This window comes from Streptomyces panacea (assembly GCF_040560175.1).
Lineage (GTDB): Bacteria > Actinomycetota > Actinomycetes > Streptomycetales > Streptomycetaceae > Streptomyces > Streptomyces panacea.
On record NZ_JARJHW010000140.1, the window covers coordinates 1 to 19,434 of the forward strand.

Sequence of the window (19,434 nt, forward strand, 5' to 3'; positions counted from 1 at the left end):
CAAAAAAGATCGCGCTGGACCCGGCGGAGTCCAGCGCGATCAAAGTGACTTGCCCCGCATCGCGGGAGCGTGGGCCCTGTTGGGGCAGATGCCCGTCGTGTGGTGCGTTGTGAAGCTGTGTGGATCAATGTGGAGCTATGCGGGTGGACGACCGGATTGGGGACCCGGGCGCCCGGTTGGGGTTGGTTGGTTGTCAGCTGTGCCCTGGCGGGGCTTTTCAGGCCTCGCTGCGCTGCTGCGGAATACCCGCAAGCAGTGCGCGGACCTCTGCCTCGCGATACCGGCGATGCCCACCGAGCGTGCGGATGGACGTGAGCTTGCCGGCCTTTGCCCAGCGTGTGACCGTCTTCGGGTCCACGCGGAACATCGTGGCAACCTCAGCCGGGGTCAGCAGCGGCTCGGCATCAGGGGTGCGAGCGGTCATGAGCGGCCTCCTCGGGAGAACCGAACCATCTCGGTTCTTTCCTCTAAATTCTGCACCTTGACCCGCGTTGCCCGAAATGGCGGACGCGGGCCGAGTCGGTTATAGGACGAACGGCTTGTCCTCGGCACTACAACTACACCATCTGTCCAGCCTCGTCGGCCAAACCGATGGAATTGCCCTCTCAGGTGTTCATCAACGACGGAAGCCGATGGACCATGCCATAGCGGACAGTCACGCCACAGTGACGATCAGTCACAGGAGCAATCAGGAGTCACGAGACCCCCCATAGAGCGCAATGCAGAGCATTCCGCCCTTACTTGGACGGAAGGAGCCCTCCCCGGACTCCTTGTCCTATTTTGACACGAGGGTGGGTGATGGGCGCAAGAGCCCCGTTAGTGCGGTCCGTCACGCTTGAGGCAAAGAACCCGGATCGGGGCCTAAGTCCCCCGGTGCGGGACATCGGACCCCACGCCCCCGTCCACGCGCTCCGCCGGCTCCGCCCTCAGTTGGCGAACTGGCGGTCCCTGACCGCCCGCCAGCGCTCCGCCAGCCGTTCGTACGCCTCGCCCGCCGCCTCGCCGTCGCCGGCCCGCAGCGCGGCGATCCCGGCCGCCACGTCCGCCGCCGAGCGGTCGTCGGCGAGCTGCGGTCCGGTGAGGGCGTGCACCAGCCCGCCGTAGTCGAGCTCGACCAGCGAGCGGGGATGGAACTCCTCCAGCCACCGTCCTACGTCTATGAGGCCCTCGATCAGCGGACCCTCGTCGACCGACTCACGCAGCGCCTTCAGCGCGCGGGCCAGCCGCCGCCGCGCCTGCACCATCGGGGTCCGGTAGCGCAGGGCGGGCGCCGTGGGGCCCTCCTCCTCGTACGCCCGGTACTCCCGCTCGTCGTCGGCGAAGAGCGTGAACCAGCGCACCGGCACCTGCCAGACCGCCGTCCTGATCCACGGCCGGGCGTCCGGATTGCGCTCGCGCCACTGTTCGAAGTCCGCGGCCGCCTGTTCGCGTACGACCGACGGCAGTACGGCGTCGAGCAGCGGCTTCGGCAGGGTGCCGTCCAGCGACTCCAGGGCCAGCCAGCCGCGCAGCCGGGTGCGCCACGGGCAGACGCACACCACACCGTCCACCTCCGTCACGAACGCGTCGGCGCTCTCGTGCACGGGCACCGGGACGGGCGGTGTGGGCAGCAAGTCGGCCAGGGAGCGCCGGAGTTCGTCCTGTGCGGTCGGCTTGCGGTCCCGGGCGGCGTAGCGCGCCCAGTGGCTCCTCTCCGGCTCCGGGAAGGCCGCCAGCGGCTCGTACACGCGCAGGTAGGAGGCGTAAGGGACGAGGAGTGAAGACACCGCTGGCATGGGGCGAATCGTCCCATGCCCGTACCGCCCGGGAGGGTGATCCTGGGCACTGCGTCGGATCTACGTCACGGTAGGACTTACCCTCATGCGCAAACAGTCCCTCCCCACCCCCAGGAGGGGCTACTCACCGCTTCGTACTTGGGAGTCACCACCGTGACCGATGTGACCGGAGCCCCTGTCGCAACCGTCGATGTACTGAACACCCTGTTCCACTCCGAACAGGGTGGCCACGAGCAGGTCGTGCTCTGCCAGGACCGCGCCAGCGGGCTCAAGGCAGTCATCGCACTGCACTCCACCGCCCTGGGCCCCGCCCTGGGCGGCACTCGTTTCTACCCGTACGCCTCCGAGCAGGAGGCGGTCGCCGACGCGCTGAACCTGTCGCGGGGAATGTCGTACAAGAACGCCATGGCCGGTCTCGACCACGGCGGCGGCAAGGCCGTGATCATCGGTGATTCCGAGCAGATCGAAGCCGGTCAGAGGACCGAGCTGCTGCTGGCGTACGGCCGGTTCGTGGCCTCCCTCGGTGGCCGGTACGTCACGGCCTGCGACGTCGGCACGTATGTCGCGGACATGGACGTCGTGGCCCGCGAGTGCCGCTGGACGACCGGCCGCTCGCCCGAGAACGGCGGCGCCGGCGACTCCTCCGTACTGACCGCGTTCGGTGTCTTCCAGGGGATGCGCGCGAGCGCCCAGCACCTGTGGGGCGACCCGTCGCTGCGTGGCCGCAAGGTCGGTATCGCCGGCGTCGGCAAGGTCGGGCACCATCTGGTCGAGCATCTGCTCCAGGACGGCGCGTCCGTCGTGATCACGGACGTACGGGACGAGTCCGTGCTCCGGATCACCGACCGCCACCCCGAGGTCACCGTGGCCGCCGACACCGACGCGCTGATCCGCGCCGAGGGGCTGGACATCTACGCGCCGTGCGCGCTGGGCGGCGCGCTGAACGACGACTCCGTGCCCGTACTGACCGCGAAGGTGGTGTGCGGGGCGGCCAACAACCAGCTCTCGCACCCCGGTGTCGAGAAGGATCTCGCCGACCGCGGCATCCTCTACGCGCCGGACTACGTGGTGAACGCGGGCGGCGTGATCCAGGTCGCCGACGAGCTGCACGGATTCGACTTCGAGCGGTGCAAGGGGAAGGCCGCGAAGATCTTCGACACGACACTTTCAATATTCGCACGTGCGAAGACCGACGGGATTCCGCCGGCCGCTGCGGCCGACAGGATCGCCGAGCAGCGCATCTCGGAGGCCCGCTCCCGCTGAGGTCCCGAGGGGCGATCCGCCGACGCGGAGCCACCGCGCGGCTCCGGGGGGAGACGAGACTCACCCCCGGTCGGCGGGTCGCCCGCAAGAAGAGGTTAATATCGCAGCTGACCAGCGGGGACACCCGTTGTCGCCGGTCCCGCGCCGAGGCGCGTCATGCGGGCGGCGTACCGTATGGCCGCGGAAGCAGGTACCGTTGAAGTCCTAAGGACGGGTCTCTCTGCGGAGAGCTCGTTCTGAAACATGAACGCGTGTCAAGACTCTGGGGCCGTGGAGCCCCGTCACCGAGGGGGTCGAGCCATGGGGCGCGGCCGGGCCAAGGCCAAGCAGACAAAGGTCGCCCGCCAGCTGAAGTACAACAGCGGCGGGACAGACCTGTCGCGTCTGGCCAATGAGCTGGGCGCATCACCTTCGAGTCAACCGCCGAACGCTGAGCCGTTCGAGGATGACGACGAGGAAGATGACCCGTACGCACAGTACGCGGAGCTGTACAACGACGACGAAGAGGACGAGGAGTCCGGCCCGTCGTCACAGCGTCGCGGCGCTTGACGTACGTACACCTCAAAAAGAAATCACCCATGTGACCCGGTCCGGGCATCCCGGACCGGGTTTCACCATGCCCCCGGCGCCTCGGCGCCGGATCGCTAGCTCGCATAGTCCCCGGTCAGCGCCGCGCCGGTGACAGAGCCGCCGCTCTGCCGGTCCACGATGCCGCCGGCCACCCAGGCGCCCACGCCCCGGTCGGCGAGGGTGGTGAGCGCAGTGTCCACGGATTCCTCGGGGACGACGGCGATCATGCCGACGCCCATGTTGAGCGTCTTCTCCAGCTCCGTGCGCTCCACCTGGCCCGCCGAGCCGATCAGGTCGAAGACCGCGCCGGGCGCCCAGGTCGAACGGTCCACCGTCGCGTGCAGATGGTCCGGGACGACCCGCGCCAGGTTGTTGGCAAGACCGCCTCCGGTGATGTGGCTGAAAGCGTGCACCTCGGTGGTCCTGGTCAGCGCCAGGCAGTCCAGCGAGTAGATCTTGGTGGGCTCCAGCAGCTCCGCGCCGAGCGTGCGGCCGAACTCCGCGACCTCGCGCTCCAGCGACCAGCCGAGCCGGTCGAACACGACATGCCGGACGAGTGAGTACCCGTTGGAGTGAAGCCCGGAGGACTCCATGGCGATCACGACGTCACCCGTACGGATACGATCCGCGCCCAGCAGCCGGTCGGCCTCGACCACGCCCGTACCGGCGCCGGCGACGTCGAAGTCGTCCTCGCCGAGGAGGCCGGGGTGCTCGGCGGTCTCGCCGCCGACGAGCGCGCAGCCGGCCAGCACACAGCCCTCGGCGATGCCCTTGACGATGGCGGCGACCCGCTCGGGGAACACCTTGCCGACGCAGATGTAGTCGGTCATGAACAGCGGTTCGGCGCCGCACACCACCAGGTCGTCGACGACCATGCCCACGAGGTCGTGGCCGATCGTGTCGTAGACGCCCATCCTGCGGGCCAGATCGACCTTCGTACCCACGCCGTCGGTGGCCGAGGCGAGCAGCGGGCGCTCGTAGCGCTTGAGCGCGGAGGCGTCGAAGAGTCCGGCGAAGCCGCCGAGACCGCCGACGGTCTCGGGGCGCTGGGTCTTCCTCACCCACTCCTTCATCAGCTCGACGGCGCGGTCGCCGGCCTCGATGTCGACGCCCGCGGCGGCGTAGGAGGCACCGGAGGATTCAGCTGGCATGTCGGAGAGCTTTCGTGTGAGTGCTGCGGGGGCTGGGTTCGGGGTCCGTGGGTCCCGCGGATCCGTGGGTCCGGGACGCGGCTGCGGGCCGCCGCGACCGGTGTGGAGGGTCGCGGCGGGCCGTACGGGCACGTTCACGGGCGCTCACGGCCGCTGTTACGGCCGCCTGAGCGCGTCGGCGGCATCGGCGCCGCCCGCCAGCTCGGTCTCCAGCAGCTGCTTGCCGAGGAGTTCCGGATCGGGCAGGTCCATCGGGTACTCGCCGTCGAAGCAGGCGCGGCAGAGGTTCGGCTTGGCGATGGTGGTCGCCTCGATCATGCCGTCGATGGAGATGTACGAGAGGGAGTCGGCGCCCAGTGACGCCCCGATCTCCTCGATGGACATGCCGTTGGCGATCAGCTCCGCGCGGGTGGCGAAATCGATGCCGAAGAAGCACGGCCACTTCACCGGCGGGGACGAGATCCGGATGTGGATCTCGGCGGCGCCGGCCTCGCGGAGCATCTTGACCAGGGCGCGCTGGGTGTTGCCGCGGACGATCGAGTCGTCGACGACCACCAGGCGCTTGCCCCTGATGACCTCTTTAAGAGGATTCAGCTTGAGACGGATGCCCAGTTGGCGAATGGTCTGTGAGGGCTGGATGAAGGTCCGGCCGACATACGCGTTCTTGACCAGTCCGGAGCCGTACGGAATGCCGCTCGCCTCCGCGTAACCGATCGCGGCGGGGGTGCCGGACTCCGGCGTCGCTATGACGAGATCGGCCTCGACGGGCGCTTCCCTGGCCAGTTTCCGACCCATCTCCACGCGCGAGAGGTAGACGTTCCGCCCGGCGATGTCGGTGTCGGGGCGAGCCAGATACACGTACTCGAAGACACAGCCCTTGGGCTTCGCTTCAGCGAAGCGGGAGGTGCGCAGGCCGTTCTCGTCGATGGCGATCAGCTCGCCGGGCTCGACCTCACGGACGAAGGAGGCGCCGCAGATGTCGAGAGCCGCGCTCTCGGAGGCCACGACCCAGCCGCGTTCGAGCCGGCCGAGGACCAGCGGGCGGATGCCCTGCGGGTCACGGGCCGCGTACAGGGTGTGCTCGTCCATGAAGACGAGCGAGAAGGCGCCCTTGGCGCGCCGCAGAACCTGCGGTGCGGCCTGTTCGACGGTGAGGGGCTTGCCGTCGTCGTCCGTCTGTCCGGCAAGGAGCGCCGTGATCAGATCGGTGTCGTTGGTGGCGGCGACGCGGGTCGTGCGGCCGTTCTCCTTGGGGAGGTCGGCGACCATTCCGGCGAGCTCGGCCGTGTTGACCAGATTGCCGTTGTGGCCGAGCGCGATGGAGCCGTGAGCGGTGGCTCTGAAGGTCGGCTGCGCGTTCTCCCACACCGAGGCTCCGGTGGTGGAGTAGCGGGCGTGACCCACGGCGATATGACCTTGGAGGGAGCCGAGGGAAGTTTCGTCGAAGACCTGTGAGACAAGGCCCATGTCCTTGAAGACAAGAATCTGGGAGCCGTTGCTCACTGCGATGCCCGCGGACTCCTGTCCGCGGTGTTGCAGTGCATACAGTCCGAAGTAGGTGAGCTTGGCGACCTCTTCACCGGGGGCCCAGACTCCGAAGACGCCGCAAGCGTCCTGAGGGCCCTTCTCGCCGGGGAGCAGGTCGTGGTTGAGTCGTCCATCACCACGAGGCACGGTTCCGAGTGTAGGCGAGATCGACCGCTGGTCCGAATGCGGTACGGAAGTGGGCCGTCAGGTGGACGGCGAAGTGGGCCGGCGGCGTGTCGCCACCGGCCCACTCGGACAGGCCCCCGCCCACCAGGGAGAACCGTGCAGCCGCTACTTCCCGGGAGCCCCCGCGCCGGCGCTGAGACCTTCGCCGTCGGCGGTCCTCAGGGTCAGCTCACGGTGGTGCACCTCATACGTCACCCGGCCCTTCAGGAACTCCATCAGCTCCCGCTCCACGGACATTCCCGGCTCCGGGCAGACCCTCCTGGTGGCCCGCACGGGCCCGAAGGTGATCGTGGAGCCCGCGACCTTCGCGGACGCCGAGAACCCGTTGCAGCCGAGATTGCCGCTCACGGTCCCGTCCTTGGCGAAGGTCAGCGTCGCCTTCGGGCTCTCGCCCTTCTTGTCCTTGGGCAGCGAGCGAGCCGTCCCGTCGGAGACGAGGGAGGTGACGGCCCAACCGGTGCCCACGAGCGGCGCCGGCTTCTCGGCGGTCAGTGCGATGGAGTCGCCCCCGTCCGTGGTGAGGGTGAGCTTCTTTTCGTCGACCTTGGCCTTGAGCTTGCCGCCGAAGGCGCCGCCGAGCGCCTTCTCGAAGGCTTCGAGCTCCTTCGGGCAGCCCATCATCGTCTGGGACTTCTCACCGACAGTGATCGTGTCGCCGTCGATGGTGACCTGTGCGCCGATGGAGTTGCACCCCGTCTGGGCGCTGGCCTTGCCCTTGGAGTCGATCTCCACCGAGGCCCCGGCGGGCGCCGCGGTCTTCTTGCCGTCGACGCTGAGGCTCTCGATGCTCCAGCGCACGTCGGTCAGGGGCAGGTCGGTCCGCACCGCGCTGCCGGCCTCGGCCGCCCCGTCGGACTCTCTGCCGGTCTCGGTGCCGCAGCCGGCGAGGGCGAGGAGGGTCAGGGTCGTGAGGGCGGTGACGGTGGTCACTGACTGTTTCCGCATACCGGTGGGACGAGACACACCCGGGTCCGGTTCCGTGCGATCGCCGGGCAGGGGCGCGCGGCGGGCGTCGCTCAGCTCATGACCGGCAGCAGGGCACCGAGATCCGCGCGTTCGCCGCTGGCGCTGACCTGGGCGGATGCCAGGGCCTCGGACCATGCCGTACGCCCCGTGGCGAGCCGCAGCCAGGTGAGCGGGTCCGTCTCGACGACGTTCGGCGGGGTGCCGCGGGTGTGCCGGGGCCCCTCCACGCACTGCACGACGGCGTACGGCGGGATCCGCACCTCCGTCGAGGCTCCCGGCGCCTTCACCGCGAGCGCGTCGGCGAGCAGCCGCGTGCAGGCGGCGAGGGCCTGGCGGTCGAAGGGGATGTCGAGTCCGGCCGCGCGGTTCAGGTCGTCGGTGTGGACGGTGAGTTCCACGGTGCGGGTGACCAGGAAGTCGCCGAGGCGCATGGCCCCGACCCGGACGGCGATCAGCCGGTCGGCCGGCGCGTCCGGCAGCAGCGCGGTGATCCGGCCGGCCGTGCGCTCGAACAGTTCGGCGGGCCCGGCGGAGGCCGCGTACGCCTTGACGTCGTCCGAGATCGGGGCGGCCTGCGCGGCCGTCGCGAACGCCCACTCGGGCAGGCCCACCTCCGCGACGGGCGGCGCGGGCCGCTCCAGCGCGCGGCTGACGGTCTCGACGCCCATGCACAGATGCGCGGTCAGCTCGCGCACCGTCCAGTCGCCGAGGCCGGCGGGCCGGGCGAGCTGCTCGGGGGTGAGGGTGAGGACCGCATCGCGCACGTGCGCGAACTGGGTGAGGACGGCGGTACGGGTCTTGTCGGAGTCGTAACCGCGCTGCTTGCGCTTCTTGGCCGGTGGCATGGACGGGAGGCTAATCGAGGCCCGGCGCCGGTGACGGCTCGTTCTGAGGGGTGAACGATTCGCCGTTGGCCGGAACGCCCACGCCGCGCCAGGTGAAGGGGATGCCGCGCGCGGTGTCCAGGTCGGGGCCGTCCATCAGCTGGAAGTGGAGGTGCGGCTCGGTGGAGTTGCCGGTGTTGCCGCACGCGGCGATCGGCTGCCCCGCGCGCACCGTCCGGCCCGCGGCGACGGTCACCGAGCCCTGCTTGAGATGCGCGTACATGGCGTACGTGCCGTCGCCGAGGTCCAGGACGATGTGGTTGCCGACGATCCAGGAGGGGCCCGCGGCCTCCCGCACCGACCCTTCGATCAGCATCATCCAGGCGAGCGCCGGGATCGAGGTGCGGGTCAGATGGTCGCGCCGCCCGTCCAGGACCCGGACCACCGTCGCGTCGGCCACGGCCAGCACGGGGGCACCGAAGGCCGGATAGCGCGCGTTCCCGCGCGCGAGCGGCCACAGCTTCGCGAACGGCGGACGGGTGTCGGGGTCGGGGGCGACCAGGATGTCGATGGCGTACGTCTGGCCGTAGCCGTGGAGGCCGTGGCTGGGCACCTTGTCCGCCGGGCTGTTGTGCGCGGTCCAGCGCCCCGACACCGGTGCCCGCGTCTCCACGGGGGCGCGCGCGGCGGTCCGCCTCAGCGCGGCGGCGGTGCGCCGCCCCTGGATCACGAACACCGCGACGGGGGCCACGGCCGCGGGGAGTACCAGCAGGGGGTGCGGGTCCCAGCCGGCGAAGATCATGCCCAGGACCAGGACGACGACGAGCAGCAGGCAGCAGCGGGCCAGGATCATGGCGAGCTTCCGGACGGACATGGTGCGTGTCACCTCGGTTCGTGGGTGGTTTCAGTTCCTGGCGGCGGACAGCATCACCAGCAGCGGTACGACGCGAGCGGCCGGTACCTCGTACCGTCCGCGCCCCGTCGTCTGGAGCCAGCCCGCGCCGGTCAGCTGGCGCAGGTGGTGGTAGATCTGGCCGGTGGTGCCCATGTCGTCCAGCTCGGTCAGCTCGGCGGCGGTGCGCAGGCCGCCGAGGATCTCGCGCAGCAGCCGGAGCCGTACGGCGTGCCCGAGCGCCGCGAAGCAGTCGGCGGTCACCGACCAGTCGGCGTCGAGCACCTGGTCGGTCAGCTCGGTGAACTGCCACCGGTAGCGCTGCTCGGTCGGCAGCCGTACCGAGCCCGTGTACGTCACGCCGCCGCCGGGCACCTCCGCGAGCTGCTCCTCCAGGTGCTGGAGCGGTCGCAGGGCGTCGTCCGCCGTCGGCCCCGGCCGCTCCCCCCGTAGCGGCCGGGGTGGCGACTGCGGGCCGGTGTGCTCCAGCGCCGCGAGCCGGCGTTCCAGCTCGGCGACACGTTCCTCAAGCTCCATGGCTTGAAGTTACGTAATTACGTAATCGATCGCAAGCCCTTTTCCATGCGCGGGCACGGCGGGCACGACGAAGCCCCTGTCCGGTTCGTGTGAACCTGACAGGGGCTTCGTCGTGTCCCGGGCCGAGCCGGCCTCAGGCCAGCAGTGCCTCGATCGTTCCCTCGTGCGCCGCCCGCAGCTCGCTCAGCGGGATGCTGAACTCGCCCTGGACCTCGACCTCTTCACCGTCCACCACACCGATCCGCGTCGCGGGCAGCCCACGCGCCCCGCACATGTCGGTGAAGCGCAGCTCCTCGCTGCGCGGTACGGCCACCACCGCGCGCCCGGCCGACTCGCTGAACAGCGCGGTGAACGCGTCGAGCCCGTCCGGCACGACCAGCCGCGCGCCCTTGCCGCCCCGCAGGCACGACTCGGTGACGGCCTGGATCAGACCGCCGTCGCTCAGGTCGTGCGCCGCGTCGATCATGCCGTCGCGCGATCCCGAGATCAGGATCTCGCCGAGCAGCTTCTCCCGGTCCAGGTCCACCTTCGGCGGCAGTCCGCCCAGGTGGTCGTGGATCACCTGCGACCAGGCCGAGCCGCCGAACTCCTCGCTGGTGTCGCCGAGCAGGTAGAGGAGCTGGCCCTCTTCCCCGAAGGCGATCGGCGTACGGCGCGTGACGTCGTCGATCACACCGAGCACGGCCACGACCGGCGTCGGGTGGATCGCCGTCTCGCCGGTCTGGTTGTAGAGCGAGACGTTGCCGCCGGTGACCGGGGTGCCCAGCTGGAGGCAGCCGTCCGCGAGACCGCGCGTGGCCTCGGCGAACTGCCACATGACGGCCGGGTCCTCGGGCGAACCGAAGTTCAGGCAGTCCGAGATGGCGAGCGGCTTGGCACCGGAGGCGGCGACGTTGCGGTACGCCTCCGCCAGCGCGAGCTGCGCGCCCGCGTACGGGTCGAGCTTGGCGAACCGGCCGTTGCCGTCCGTCGCCATCGCCACACCGAGGTTGGTCGACTCGTCGATCCGGACCATGCCCGCGTCCTCGGGCTGGGCGAGCACGGTGTTGCCCTGCACGAAGCGGTCGTACTGGTCGGTGATCCACGCCTTCGACGCCTGGTTCGGCGAGCCGACCAGCCGCAGCACCTGCTCGCGCAGTTCGGCCGGACTCGCGGGCCGGGCAAGCTTGTTGGCGTCGTCGGCCTGGAGCGCGTCCTGCCAGTCGGGACGGGCGTACGGACGGTGGTAGACCGGGCCGTCGTGCGCCACGGAGCGCGGCGGGACGTCCACGATCTGCTCGCCGTGCCAGAAGATCTCCAGGCGGGTGCCCTCGGTGACCTCACCGATGACGGTCGCGATGACGTCCCACTTCTCGCAGATCTCCATGAACCGGTCGACCTTGTCGGGCTCGACGACCGCGCACATGCGTTCCTGCGACTCGCTCATGAGGATTTCCTCGGGCGAGAGGGAGGAGTCACGCAGCGGGACGGTGTCCAGCTCGACCCGCATACCGCCGGAGCCGGCCGACGCCAGCTCGCTCGTCGCGCAGGACAGCCCGGCGCCGCCGAGGTCCTGGATACCGGCGACCAGCTTCTCGGCGAAGATCTCCAGGGTGCACTCGATGAGGAGCTTCTCCTGGAACGGGTCGCCCACCTGGACCGCCGGGCGCTTCGCGGGCCCGGTCGATTCGAAGGTCTCGGACGCCAGCACCGAGACGCCGCCGATGCCGTCGCCGCCGGTCCGGGCGCCGTAAAGGATCACCTTGTTGCCGGGGCCCGACGCCTGCGCGAGGTGGATGTCCTCGTGCCTCATCACGCCGATGCAGCCCGCGTTGACCAGCGGATTGCCCTGGTAGCAGGAGTCGAAGACGACCTCGCCGCCGATGTTCGGCAGGCCCAGACAGTTGCCGTACCCGCCGATGCCGGCGACGACCCCGGGCAGTACGCGCCGGGTGTCGGGATGGTCTGCCGCGCCGAAGCGCAGCGGGTCCACGACGGCGACCGGGCGGGCGCCCATGGCGAGGATGTCGCGGACGATGCCGCCGACGCCGGTGGCCGCGCCCTGGTAGGGCTCGATGTACGAGGGGTGGTTGTGCGACTCGACCTTGAAGGTGACCGCGTACCCCTGGCCGACGTCCACGACGCCCGCGTTCTCACCGATGCCGACCAGCATCGCGTCGTTGGCGGGGGCCTTGTCGCCGAACTGCTTGAGGTGCACCTTGCTGCTCTTGTACGAGCAGTGCTCGGACCACATCACGGAGTACATGGCCAGCTCGGCGCCGGTCGGCCGGCGCTCCAGGATCTCGCGGATCCGGATGTACTCGTCCTCCTTGAGGCCGAGTTCCTTCCAGGGCTGGTCGACGTCGGGCGTCCCCGTCGCGTTCTTGACGGTGTCCAGGTTCTTGATCGTCATCAGGCGCTTACCAGCTTCTTCAGGATCGAGGTGAAGAACCCGAGCCCGTCGGTACGGCCCGTACCGATCAGCGGTTCCACGGCGTGCTCGGGGTGCGGCATCAGGCCGACGACGTTGCCCGCCGCGTTGGTGATGCCCGCGATGTCGCGGAGCGAGCCGTTCGGGTTGCCGTCCAGATAGCGGAAGGCGACGCGGCCCTCGGCCTCCAGCTCGTCCAGGACCGTCTCGGCGGCCACGTACCGTCCGTCGATGTTCTTCAGCGGTACGGAGATGGTCCCGCCCGCCTCGTAGTCGGCGGTCCACGCGGTCTCCGCGTTCTCCACCCGCAGCTTCTGGTCGCGGCAGATGAAGTGCAGATGGTTGTTGCGCAGCATCGCGCCCGGCAGCAGATGGGATTCGGTCAGGATCTGGAAGCCGTTGCAGATCCCCAGGACCGGCATGCCGCCCTTCGCCTGCTCGATGACCGTCTCCATCACCGGCGAGAATCGGGAAATGGCGCCGGCGCGCAGATAGTCGCCGTAGCTGAATCCACCCGCCAGGACGACGGCGTCGACCTGCTTGATGTCCTTGTCGCGGTGCCAGAGCGAGACGGGCTCCGCTCCGGCGATCCTGACGGCGCGAAGACTGTCGCGGTCGTCGAGTGTGCCGGGGAAAGTGACGACTCCGATACGAGTGGTCACGACTCCACCTTTACGACGAAGTCCTCGATGACGGTGTTGGCGAGGAACGTCTCGGCCATCTCATGGATGCGGGCGAGGGCGGCCTCGTCGACCGGGCCCTGCACCTCCAGCTCGAAACGCTTTCCCTGGCGGACGTCCGCGATCCCGTCGAAACCCAGCCGGGGCAGTGCGCGCTGCACTGCTTGTCCTTGCGGGTCGAGGATCTCCGGCTTGAGCATGACGTCGACTACGACGCGTGCCACTGGCACTCCCGGTGGTGTGGTGCGGCTGTGTGCAGCTGTCTGCGGCTGTGGTTCTGACCGGGGAATCCCCCGACCCCCCGAGTGCCTTCAGCGTACCCGTACACAAAATCTACGCGAGTAGATATCCACACAGTGCCGGACTCTCCACCGATCTCCGTCGATATCGCACCGTGAGACGACACGGAAAAATCCAGGAAAAAAATCGCCCCCGCCATTGCCGTCGGACACGCTGATGCAATTGGCTGGGCTTCACAATACGAGGCGGTTCGCTGTACAAAGGAATACAGTACAAAGTCGCATTGCCCCTAAACAGCCGGAAGGCCGGTATCGCCGCACGTCAGCCGTGTTTCAGAGGCATGGCCGGACGAGGCGGGTGCCGCATGAAAGGACCGATATCCGTGGCGCAGCGCGTAGTGGTCACGCTCTCCGACGACATCAGCGGCGGAGAAGCGGCGGAAACGGTCTCGTTCGGCCTCGACGGGAAGTCGTACGAGATCGACCTCAATCCCGCCAATGCCAAGAAACTGCGCAAGGCCCTGGCCCCGTACCTGGAGGCGGGCCGTCGGCAGACCCACGCCGGAAAAAACCGTAAGTCGTACCGGCACACGGCCCTCGCGCCCGACCCGGCGGCCGTACGCGCGTGGGCGCTCTCGCACCGGATGGAGGTGCCGGCCCGCGGCCGGATCCCCAAGCGGGTCTACGAGGCGTTCCGCGAGGCCAGTTGAGGGACCGTCCGGTCCCGGGGCGTCCGGCCGGGCTCGCCGGGGATCGGAGTTGCACAGCACCCCCAGCCATCGGCTAGAGTCTGGAGCACGCCGAAGGGCAAGGCCGAAAAGCCGAACCTCACGCAGCGTGCGGGTGTAGTTCAGTAGTAGAACGCCCCCTTTCCAAGGGGGAGGCGCAGTGTGCGATTCCTGTCACCCGCTCTGCATCACATCGAAGCCTTGTTTTTGGTGAACGATGCACTGCGGACGTAGCTCAGTTGGTAGAGCGCAACCTTGCCAAGGTTGAGGTCGCCAGTTCGAACCTGGTCGTCCGCTCCGTAACGAAGGCCCCGGTCATTCGACCGGGGCCTTCGTCGTGCCCGCACCCTCCCGCCTCCCCGATGACATTTGTCATGAGCACTGGTGACAGCGCGCACTGCTCCCGGGCCCGGTCCGGCGGAAGCCTTGAACCCATGACACGAACTCTGGGAGACCACGGCGCGAGTGCCACGGATGTGGACAGGAACGTCATCGAGGTGGAGCGGCTCCGGCGCACCTATGCCGGAGGGTTCCAGGCGGTGAACGAGATCTCGTTCGGCGTCGGGGAGGGCGAGCTGTTCGCCCTGCTCGGTACGAACGGCGCGGGCAAGACGTCCACCGTCGAGATGCTGGAGGGCCTCGCCCGCCCCAGCGGCGGGACGGTGCGGGTGCTCGGACGGGACCCGTACACCGACAGGGCGCACGTGCGGCCCCGGACCGGGGTGATGCTCCAGGAAGGCGGCTTTCCCAGCGATCTGACGGTCAAGGAGACCGTACGGATGTGGGCGGGCTGCACGAGCCGGGCGCGGCCCACCGGCGAGGCGCTGGAGCTCGTGGGGATGGGCAAGCGCGCCGACGTGCGGGTCAAGCAGCTGTCCGGCGGTGAGAAGCGGCGCCTGGACCTGGCGCTGGCCCTGCTCGGGCGGCCCGAGGTGCTCTTCCTCGACGAGCCGACGACCGGCCTGGACGCCGAGGGGCGGCGGGGCACCTGGGAGCTGGTGCGGGCGCTGCGCGACGGCGGCACCACCGTCCTGCTGACCACGCACTATCTGGAGGAGGCCGAGGATCTCGCGGACCGGCTGGCGATCATGCACGGAGGCCGCATCGTGGTGTCGGGGACGCCGTCGGAGGTGACGGCGACCAGGCCGGCCCGGATCCGGTTCAAGCTGCCCGCGGGAATGGAGCCGGGGCAGCTGCCGCTCACGCTGATGGCCGCGGCGGACGGCCGGCAGATCGAGATCCGCACCCGGGAGCTCCAGCGGGACCTCGCCGAACTGCTGCGCTGGGCCGACGAGTTCGGCGTACATCTGGAGAAGCTCGACGCCCGTGCGGCCTCGCTCGAAGAGGCGTTCCTGGACATCGCGGCACAGCGCGCGGGGGACACGGCCCCCGGCGCGGGCACGGGCACGGGCACGGGCACGGGCGCGGGCGCGGGCGCGGGCACGGGCACGGGCACGGGCACGGGCACGGGCAACAACACGGGAGAGGCGGGCGCGGCATGAGCACGGTCATCGCACAGCATCAGGAGACGGCCGCCGAGGGTTCCACCTCGACCAGGGCGGGACGGCTGGCCGCGCTCGGCCGGGCCGAGCTGACACTGCTCGTACGGAACAGGACCATGCTCTTCATGGCCCTGTTCATGCCGCTCGGGCTGATCCTCTCCACCAAGGCCTCGCTGCAGAACGTCGATCTGGGCGCCACCGGGCTGAGCGTCATGGAGGTCGCCATGACGGGCGGCATCGGCATGGTGCTGCTCCTGGTGGTCTACATGAACCTCACCTCCGCCTACACGGCCCGGCGCGAGGAGCTGGTGCTCAAGCGGCTCCGTACGGGCGAGGTGTCCGACTCGGAGATCCTGACCGGGACCGCGCTGCCCGCCGCCGCGCTGGCGCTCGCGCAGTGTGTCGTGCTGGTCCTCGCCGGGGTCGCCCTCCTGGACATCAGCGCTCCGCAGCGGCCCGAGCTGCTGGTCCTGGGTGTGCTGGCGGGCACCGGGCTGATGGCGGCGCTGGCCGCCGCCTCGGCGGGATTCACCCGTACCGTGGAGAGCGCTCAGATCAGCACCCTGCCGATGCTCCTGATCTCATCGCTGGGATCGGGCCTGTTCGTACCGCTGGAGACGCTGCCGGACAAGATCGCCTCGGTCTGCGAGCTGCTGCCGATGACCGGGGTCGTGACCCTGGTGCGGGTCGGCTGGCTGGGCGGCGCCTCGGGTGGGGACCTGCTCACCGCGGGACTCAATGCCCTGGCCTGGATCGTACTGTCGGTGTTTGCTGTGAAGCTGTGGTTCCGCTGGGAGCCGCGGCGCTGACGAAGGACGGCGGGCGCCGACGACGAACAGCGGCGGCGCTGACGACGGACGGCGGCGGCGCCGATCAGGGACGGCGGCCGGGGACGGCGGCCGGCAAGGCCCGGACACGGGGCGACGAGCGCGGGAGGGACGACATGGCGAGGGTGCGCGGAACGACGGGCGCGTGGACCGGGAAGAGCAATCCGGCGAAGGTCGAGATCTACACCCGCTGGTCCTTCCACTCCTTCGCGGTGGTCGAGGTGGGCGTCATCGGACTGGTGGCCGGCGCGCGCACCGCCTCCCCGGTCGGCGGCTGGTTCCTGCTGCTGATCTGCGCCCACGCGATCGTGACCGCCACCACCAGCTCGTACGCCCTGACCTGGGCGCTCGGCAGGCGGGCCCGGCCGGTCCGGCTCATGGTCGCCACGGCCGTGGTCACCGCCGTCGGCTGTGTGGCCTCCCTCGCCGTGTACCCCGCGGACCCGAAGAACGTGGAGGGCGCCACGTCGATCGCCTCGCTGCTGGTCACCTTCGCCGGCTTCGGCATCGGGTCGCTGGTCATCGGCGTCCGCCGGGTGCGGAGCATGCTGCTGGCCGTGCTGGCCACCACGGTGTTCGTGGCGCTGGCCGGCCTGGCGCTCGGCCTGTCGTCGGGCGCCGTCCTCGGCTGTGTGATCGGGGTGGTGCTCGCGGGGCTGTTCCTGGCCTTCACCACCGGATTCTCGGTCTGGCTGCTCAGGTCCGTGTGGGAGCTGGACAGCGCCCGTGAACTCCAGGCCCGGCTCGCCGTCGCCGAGGAGCGGCTGCGCTTCGGCCGGGACATGCACGACGTCATGGGCCGCAACCTGGCGGTGATCGCGCTCAAGAGCGAACTCGCCGAACAGCTGGCCCGGCGCGGGGGTACGGAGCAGGCCGCCGAGCAGATGGCCGAGGTGCAGCGGATCGCGCAGGAGTCGCAGCGGGAGGTGCGGGCGGTCGTACGCGGGTATCGGGAGGTGGACCTGCACACCGAACTGGAAGGCGCGCGGGGTGTGTTGAAGGCCGCCGGGATCAGGTTCCGGCTGGATCTGGACGGGGTGGGCGCGGTCGGTGCGGGTGCCGGTGCCGGTGGTGCCGGTGGGTTGGCTCCGGTTCTGGCCTCCGACGTGCAGTCGGCCCTCGGGTGGGTGGTACGGGAGGCCGCCACGAACGTGCTGCGGCACGGGGACGCGCGGCACTGCACGGTGCGGCTGACGGTACGGGAAGGGTGCGACGCGGTGCTGGTCATGGAGAACGACGGACTGCCCGAACAGGGCGTCCTGGGCCGGGCGGGCGCGGCGGGTACGCCCAGGACGGCTGGGGCCGGCCTCGCCGGGCTGCGGGAGAGGCTGGCCACGCTGGGCGGCACGCTCGACGCGGGCCCGGTGGCCGGTGCGCGCTTCCGGCTCACGGCCCGGGTGCCGCTGCCGGCGTCGCCCGTACGGCCCGGCCCGCCCGCGACGCCCGTGGACGTCCCGGGGTCTGGGTCGGGGCCCGTGTCGGCGCCGGTGTCGGGGTCAGGGCCCGTGTCGGCGCCGGGGTCGGCGCCGGGGACGTCCGACGAGGTGACCGCGTGAGCGACGTGAGCCCCGTACCGGAGTCCGTCGGGTCCCCGGCCCCCGTCGTACGCGTCCTCCTCGCCGACGACGAGCATCTGATCCGGGGCGCGCTCGCCGCGCTCCTCGGGCTGGAGGAGGACCTGACGGTCGTCGCCGAGGCCGCCTCCGGGCCGGAGGCGCTGGCGATGGCCCTGGCGCACCGCCCCGACGTCGCCGTGCTCGATCTCCAGATGCCGGGCGCCGACGGTGTGAAGGTCGCCACATCCATCCGCAGCCAACTGCCCGGCTGCCGGACGATGATCGTCACCAGCCACGGGCGGCCGGGCCATCTCAAGCGGGCCCTGGCGGCGGGGGTGCGTGGCTTCGTGCCGAAGACCGTCAGCGCCCGGCAGCTCGCCGAGATCATCCGTACCGTGCACGCCGGAAACCGGCATGTGGACCCGGAGTTGGCCGCCGACGCGATCTCGGCCGGGGACTCGCCGCTGACCGCGCGCGAGGCCGAGGTGCTGGAGCTGGCCGCCGACGGGGCGCCGATCGCCGACATCGCGGCGTGGGCCTCGCTGTCGCAAGGCACCGTGCGGAACTACCTGTCGTCGGCCGCGTCCAAACTGGGGGCTTCGAGCCGGCACACGGCGGTGCGTCTCGCGCGCGAGCGAGGTTGGGTATAGTGGGCTGCGCGCCACGGCGCACGCGGACGTAGCTCAGTTGGTAGAGCGCAACCTTGCCAAGGTTGAGGTCGCCAGTTCGAACCTGGTCGTCCGCTCAGCACAAGAACCCCCGGCCGGATCATCGGCCGGGGGTTCTTCGTTGTCGCGCCGGGGGTGACGAGTTACCAGCGGGTGCCGGTGAGGAGTTCGTACGCCTCCAGGTACTTGGCGCGCGTCGCGTCCACGATCTCGCCCGGCAGCTCCGGCGGCGGCTGCTCGCTCGCGCGGTCCCAGCCGGACGCGGGCGAGGTCAGCCAGTCGCGTACGTACTGCTTGTCGTACGACGGCTGGGCGTGACCCGGCTCCCAGATCGCCGCCGGCCAGAAGCGCGAGGAGTCCGGGGTCAGCACCTCGTCGGCGAGCACCAGCCGGTCGTCGGCGTCGAAGCCGAACTCGAACTTCGTGTCGGCCAGGATGATGCCCCGGTCGCGGGCGATGTCACGGGCCCGGCCGTAGACGTCGAGTGTCGTACGGCGCAGCAGCGCGGCGGTCTCCGCGCCGACCTGGCGGGCGACCTCCTCGTACGACACGTTCTCGTCGTGGTCGCCGACCGCGGCCTTCGTGGCGGGCGTGAAGATCGGCGCCGGCAGCTCGGAGCCGTCGACCAGACCCTCGGGGAGCGCGAGTCCGCAGACGGTGCGGGTCTGCTCGTACTCGGCGAGGCCGGAGCCGGTGAGATAGCCGCGGGCGACGCACTCGACCGGGGCCATCCGCAGGGACTGGCAGATGAGGGTGCGGCCGGCCCAGTGGGCGGGGGCGCCGTCGGGGAGGTCGGCGGAGATGACGTGGTTGGGCGCGAGATCGGTGAGCTTGTCGAACCACCAGAGCGAGAGCTGGGTCAACACCCGCCCCTTGTCGGGGATTTCGGTGGGCAGGACCCAGTCGTACGCGGAGATGCGGTCGCTGGCGACCATCACGAGATCGCCCGCCTCGTTCCGGTACAGGTCGCGCACCTTGCCGGTGTGCAGATGCACCAGGCCCGGGACCTGAAGCGGCTCGGGCTTTTCTACGAATCCGGACACGGTTCCTCGTTCCTCGCCGCGGGTGCTTTCCGCTGTCGATTCTCCCGTATGTGGGGAGTCGGGCGTGCGTGGGGGCTGTCTCTTATACAC

The 19,434-nt window shown here is 70.1% G+C and carries 19 protein-coding genes and 3 tRNA genes; 10 read left to right on the forward strand and 12 right to left on the reverse strand.

What is annotated here, in order from left to right:
• Window positions 1-217: 217 nt before the first annotated feature.
• A complete protein-coding gene (bldC, locus tag P3L51_RS26430; protein WP_003949541.1) occupies window positions 218-424 on the reverse strand; it encodes a developmental transcriptional regulator BldC in 207 nt (68 codons plus the stop codon).
• 502 nt (window positions 425-926) lie between these two features.
• The gene (locus tag P3L51_RS26435; RefSeq protein WP_354607802.1) at window positions 927-1,775 is read right to left on the reverse strand and encodes a DUF8083 family protein; all 849 of its coding nucleotides are present in this window, start codon (window positions 1,773-1,775) and stop codon (window positions 927-929) included.
• Between the two features lie 153 nt (window positions 1,776-1,928).
• Here P3L51_RS26435 and P3L51_RS26440 point away from each other — a divergent pair, with 153 nt between their 5' ends.
• Both P3L51_RS26440 and P3L51_RS26445 read left to right on the forward strand, forming a co-directional pair.
• Window positions 1,929-3,038, forward strand: coding sequence for a Leu/Phe/Val dehydrogenase (locus P3L51_RS26440; RefSeq protein ID WP_354607803.1), 1,110 nt, complete (start codon window positions 1,929-1,931; stop codon window positions 3,036-3,038).
• A 300-nt stretch (window positions 3,039-3,338) separates the two neighbouring features.
• Window positions 3,339-3,587 carry a DUF3073 domain-containing protein gene (locus P3L51_RS26445; protein ID WP_189111161.1) on the forward strand — a complete coding sequence of 83 codons (249 nt, stop codon included), beginning with the start codon at window positions 3,339-3,341 and terminating at the stop codon, window positions 3,585-3,587.
• Between the two features lie 95 nt (window positions 3,588-3,682).
• On the opposite strand, the gene purM is transcribed toward P3L51_RS26445, so the two are convergent.
• The 9 genes from purM to purS form a co-directional block, all read right to left on the reverse strand.
• Window positions 3,683-4,759, reverse strand: a complete 1,077-nt coding sequence (purM, locus tag P3L51_RS26450) for a phosphoribosylformylglycinamidine cyclo-ligase (RefSeq protein ID WP_354607804.1) — start codon at window positions 4,757-4,759, stop codon at window positions 3,683-3,685.
• Window positions 4,760-4,915: 156 nt separating this feature from the next.
• Window positions 4,916-6,433 (reverse strand): amidophosphoribosyltransferase, encoded by a 1,518-nt coding sequence (gene purF / locus P3L51_RS26455; RefSeq protein WP_354607805.1) that lies wholly within the window; start codon window positions 6,431-6,433, stop codon window positions 4,916-4,918.
• 144 nt (window positions 6,434-6,577) lie between these two features.
• The gene (locus P3L51_RS26460) at window positions 6,578-7,402 is read right to left on the reverse strand and encodes an META domain-containing protein (RefSeq protein WP_354607806.1); all 825 of its coding nucleotides are present in this window, start codon (window positions 7,400-7,402) and stop codon (window positions 6,578-6,580) included.
• 86 nt (window positions 7,403-7,488) lie between these two features.
• Complete coding sequence (locus tag P3L51_RS26465; protein ID WP_354607807.1) at window positions 7,489-8,283, reverse strand: maleylpyruvate isomerase family mycothiol-dependent enzyme; 795 nt, start codon at window positions 8,281-8,283, stop codon at window positions 7,489-7,491.
• Between the two features lie 10 nt (window positions 8,284-8,293).
• Window positions 8,294-9,136, reverse strand: coding sequence for a M23 family metallopeptidase (locus P3L51_RS26470; RefSeq protein WP_354607808.1), 843 nt, complete (start codon window positions 9,134-9,136; stop codon window positions 8,294-8,296).
• Window positions 9,137-9,166: 30 nt separating this feature from the next.
• Complete coding sequence (locus P3L51_RS26475; RefSeq protein ID WP_354607809.1) at window positions 9,167-9,691, reverse strand: ArsR/SmtB family transcription factor; 525 nt, start codon at window positions 9,689-9,691, stop codon at window positions 9,167-9,169.
• A gap of 133 nt (window positions 9,692-9,824) precedes the next feature.
• On the reverse strand, window positions 9,825-12,083 hold the full coding sequence (purL, locus tag P3L51_RS26480) for a phosphoribosylformylglycinamidine synthase subunit PurL (protein ID WP_354607810.1): 2,259 nt from the start codon (window positions 12,081-12,083) through the stop codon (window positions 9,825-9,827).
• Entirely contained in the window at window positions 12,083-12,763 is a 681-nt protein-coding gene (purQ, locus tag P3L51_RS26485) for a phosphoribosylformylglycinamidine synthase subunit PurQ (protein ID WP_354607811.1), read from the reverse strand. The genes purL and purQ overlap by 1 nt, the downstream gene beginning before the upstream one ends.
• The gene (purS, locus tag P3L51_RS26490) at window positions 12,760-13,005 is read right to left on the reverse strand and encodes a phosphoribosylformylglycinamidine synthase subunit PurS (protein WP_031230836.1); all 246 of its coding nucleotides are present in this window, start codon (window positions 13,003-13,005) and stop codon (window positions 12,760-12,762) included. Before purS ends, purQ begins: the two co-directional genes overlap by 4 nt.
• Before the next feature lie 398 nt (window positions 13,006-13,403).
• Between purS and P3L51_RS26495 the strand changes: the two genes are divergently transcribed.
• The 8 genes from P3L51_RS26495 to P3L51_RS26530 all read left to right on the forward strand — a co-directional run bounded on the left by P3L51_RS26495 (window position 13,404) and on the right by P3L51_RS26530 (window position 18,378).
• Window positions 13,404-13,730, forward strand: a complete 327-nt coding sequence (locus tag P3L51_RS26495) for a histone-like nucleoid-structuring protein Lsr2 (protein ID WP_171908496.1) — start codon at window positions 13,404-13,406, stop codon at window positions 13,728-13,730.
• Window positions 13,731-13,859: 129 nt separating this feature from the next.
• Window positions 13,860-13,931 (forward strand) — tRNA-Gly (locus P3L51_RS26500).
• A 41-nt stretch (window positions 13,932-13,972) separates the two neighbouring features.
• A tRNA-Gly gene (locus P3L51_RS26505) sits at window positions 13,973-14,045 on the forward strand.
• 137 nt (window positions 14,046-14,182) lie between these two features.
• Window positions 14,183-15,250, forward strand: a complete 1,068-nt coding sequence (locus tag P3L51_RS26510; protein WP_354607812.1) for an ABC transporter ATP-binding protein — start codon at window positions 14,183-14,185, stop codon at window positions 15,248-15,250.
• A complete protein-coding gene (locus P3L51_RS26515; RefSeq protein ID WP_354607813.1) occupies window positions 15,247-16,059 on the forward strand; it encodes an ABC transporter permease in 813 nt (270 codons plus the stop codon). Before P3L51_RS26510 ends, P3L51_RS26515 begins: the two co-directional genes overlap by 4 nt.
• Complete coding sequence (locus P3L51_RS26520) at window positions 16,032-17,633, forward strand: histidine kinase (protein ID WP_354607814.1); 1,602 nt, start codon at window positions 16,032-16,034, stop codon at window positions 17,631-17,633. The genes P3L51_RS26515 and P3L51_RS26520 overlap by 28 nt, the downstream gene beginning before the upstream one ends.
• A gap of 5 nt (window positions 17,634-17,638) precedes the next feature.
• Window positions 17,639-18,283 carry a response regulator gene (locus P3L51_RS26525; protein WP_354607816.1) on the forward strand — a complete coding sequence of 215 codons (645 nt, stop codon included), beginning with the start codon at window positions 17,639-17,641 and terminating at the stop codon, window positions 18,281-18,283.
• Between the two features lie 22 nt (window positions 18,284-18,305).
• Window positions 18,306-18,378 (forward strand) — tRNA-Gly (locus P3L51_RS26530).
• Between the two features lie 66 nt (window positions 18,379-18,444).
• Here P3L51_RS26530 and P3L51_RS26535 read toward each other — a convergent pair.
• On the reverse strand, window positions 18,445-19,344 hold the full coding sequence (locus P3L51_RS26535) for a phosphoribosylaminoimidazolesuccinocarboxamide synthase (protein ID WP_354607815.1): 900 nt from the start codon (window positions 19,342-19,344) through the stop codon (window positions 18,445-18,447).
• Window positions 19,345-19,434: the final 90 nt, after the last annotated feature.

Coding starts and splice junctions, on each gene's coding strand:
- bldC (WP_003949541.1), bottom strand. CDS start 424: ATGACCGCTCGCACCCCTGATGCCGAGCCGCTGCTGACCCCGGCTGAG.
- P3L51_RS26435 (WP_354607802.1), bottom strand. CDS start 1,775: ATGCCAGCGGTGTCTTCACTCCTCGTCCCTTACGCCTCCTACCTGCGC.
- P3L51_RS26445 (WP_189111161.1), top strand. CDS start 3,339: ATGGGGCGCGGCCGGGCCAAGGCCAAGCAGACAAAGGTCGCCCGCCAG.
- purM (WP_354607804.1), bottom strand. CDS start 4,759: ATGCCAGCTGAATCCTCCGGTGCCTCCTACGCCGCCGCGGGCGTCGAC.
- P3L51_RS26465 (WP_354607807.1), bottom strand. CDS start 8,283: ATGCCACCGGCCAAGAAGCGCAAGCAGCGCGGTTACGACTCCGACAAG.
- P3L51_RS26470 (WP_354607808.1), bottom strand. CDS start 9,136: ATGTCCGTCCGGAAGCTCGCCATGATCCTGGCCCGCTGCTGCCTGCTG.
- P3L51_RS26475 (WP_354607809.1), bottom strand. CDS start 9,691: ATGGAGCTTGAGGAACGTGTCGCCGAGCTGGAACGCCGGCTCGCGGCG.
- purL (WP_354607810.1), bottom strand. CDS start 12,083: ATGACGATCAAGAACCTGGACACCGTCAAGAACGCGACGGGGACGCCC.
- P3L51_RS26510 (WP_354607812.1), top strand. CDS start 14,183: ATGACACGAACTCTGGGAGACCACGGCGCGAGTGCCACGGATGTGGAC.
- P3L51_RS26515 (WP_354607813.1), top strand. CDS start 15,247: ATGAGCACGGTCATCGCACAGCATCAGGAGACGGCCGCCGAGGGTTCC.